The 2,343-nt window shown below is 37.5% G+C and carries 3 protein-coding genes; all 3 read left to right on the top strand.

From position 1 onward, the window contains the following. The first annotated feature begins 301 nt into the window (after window positions 1–301). Window positions 302–787, top strand: a complete 486-nt coding sequence (locus AC3DU7_RS31455; RefSeq protein ID WP_488043160.1) for a DUF642 domain-containing protein — start codon at window positions 302–304, stop codon at window positions 785–787. Window positions 788–1,243: 456 nt separating this feature from the next. Then, the gene (locus AC3DU7_RS31450) at window positions 1,244–1,528 is read left to right on the top strand and encodes a UPF0175 family protein (RefSeq protein ID WP_488043159.1); all 285 of its coding nucleotides are present in this window, start codon (window positions 1,244–1,246) and stop codon (window positions 1,526–1,528) included. Next, entirely contained in the window at window positions 1,529–1,957 is a 429-nt protein-coding gene (locus tag AC3DU7_RS31445; RefSeq protein WP_488043158.1) for a PIN domain-containing protein, read from the top strand. Window positions 1,958–2,343 lie beyond the last annotated feature (386 nt).

Genomic DNA, 2,343 nt, shown 5'->3' with positions numbered 1-2,343 from the left:
CTCTTTGGTGGTTGATGGTAGCTATTATTGCTAGTTATTACGGTGGGGAGCAGAGAAAGGAGAGTATTTAGTCAGTCTAATTAATATTTAGTGATGTTAAGTGTATAAATTTTCAGTTTCCACCTAAAGAGACTAATAAAGAGGTAAGTAAAGAAGCCTCTCAAGCTTGGCCCATTACTTGTAAAGAATAAGCAAGTTATTTGTGTTTCAAAAAAAACCCTAAATTCTATCATTGGGGCAATTCTTTAATCTTGGAAAAATCAAACTTATGACTACCCTCAAAAAATAATATGCAACGCTATTGGCAACTACGTTAATTACGCTATTACCAGGAAAAGAAGCTCTAGCTACTAACTTGATTAAGAATGGTGATTTTGAGAAAATTGATTACACTGGCTCCTATACGACATATAATAGTGTAACAGTGCCTGGTGAATTTGATTGGTCAATTTCTAATGATTTTGTATATCTGGTCAATAGCTTCTGGAGTGGAGTATCCGGAACAACTAACCCAGATGGGTTTGACCAGAGCGTAGAACTCAGACCTAATGCAATTCTTTCCCAAACCTTTACTACTCAAGTCGCACAGAAATACGAATTAAGCTTCTGGTATGCTCACGACCCACATAATGAACAAGGTTATGCTATGGGAGACGTAAATATTCAAGGAAATAATTTGCTGCTCTCAAATACACTCCTACACAATGTTCCTTCAACTCGCGCTGACTTGAAATTCTTAGAATATGTTGCTCAATTCACTGCTGATAGTGATGCGACAACTCTATAGCAATGTGCGCTGGCATATTTACAAATTGCAGGAATTGTCCAATAGCTAAAAGTTTGGCGTTGTCAGATTTTTATTCCCCCTGTTGCCTGTTGCCTGTTGCCTGCGCGCAGCGCTATATCATTTCAAGGCAATGTGCTTAATGGCTTGCATGGTTTCGTTGTAGATGATATTCGTGTTGTTGAAGTTAGCAACACTGTTCCAATTTCCGAGCCAGCCTTGGAATTTGGTCTGTTAATCTTTGTTGCTTTTTTTGTCGGCTTTTTCCGGCAATCGAGACCACATTAGCGGTAGATCCCGATAGCTAAAATACATACGACTTGATTAAGATATCGCCTTTAGGAGTTGGGTTTAAAATTAAGACCTACGGATTTTTTAGGCGCAAACACTATTATATACAGCAGATTCTGTCGCAGTAAGAAGTACAGATATTCACAATAGAATTAGGAGAATTTGAAGATGGCTTTAACAATTTCCGATGAAGGTTTGGAAAATATTCAGCTCTCAAGTGAGACTAGAGAAAAGGCTTTACAAAAAGCGAAAGAAGGATATGTAATGGCTTTATTAGAAGTTGGAGAAATTAGCAGTGGTAGAGCTGCAAAAATTTTAGGTGTTTCTCGGATTAAAATGATTGAAATTATGAATCAATGGGGGATTTCTATTTTTGATGAAGAGCAGAATTTGGAGGAATTATGTCAAGAAGTGGAACAAGCAGAATTAATTTTCAATCAGCAGAATTATTAAATGATTATTGTTTCTGATACTACTCCAATTAGTGAATTAGCGAAGGTTGAACATCTTGATTTGTTGCCTCAAATTTTTGGTAAAGTTGTGATTCCGCAGGGCGTATTTAATGAATTACAAATAGGTCAGCATCCAGCCGCTTTTATTGTACAAAATTTGACTTGGTTGGGGATTGTAATAGTAGATAATCAACAGATGGTTGAGGAGTTACAACAGTCTTTTAATTTACATTTGGGAGAGTCAGAAGCTATTGCTTTAGCTGAAGAGATTGGAGCTTCTCAGTTGTTGATTGATGAAAAAGCGGCGAGGAAGGTGGCTTTTGCTCGAAAGTTACCTATAATTGGTACTATGGGTATTTTTCAGTTATCAGTTATCAGTTATCAGTTATCAGTTATCAGTTATCAGTACCTCTGCAATAAGGAGGCTTGACATCAGGAATATTCTCTTTTTTTTATCCCCTGAAAAGGGGAGACTTTAGATCACAATTTCTCGGTAAAGGGAACAAGAATTTCGGTAAGACTTTATCAAAATAACATAGGTCTAAAACCCCGCCTTTTAAGGCGCAATATTTTTGGAGAGTTGCTCAAATCCCCGTTACAAAAATAACTTCTGACTTCTAACTTCGTTAAGGGCAGGTTTTGACTTTAGCGGGGAAAATTAGGGTTTTCCTTCCTCCTTCCAAAACTACCGAATCAATTTCTCCCAAGCTTGCCATAAAATCTCTGCCCTTTCCACCGGACTTTTCGGCAAACATTCCCTTGCCTTTTCCAAACACATCTGTGCTTTTTGCTCATCTCCAGACTTCTTAATTGCCA

Source organism: Okeania sp. (genome assembly GCF_983059655.1).
This window is presented reverse-complemented; position numbering and strand designations above follow the sequence as displayed.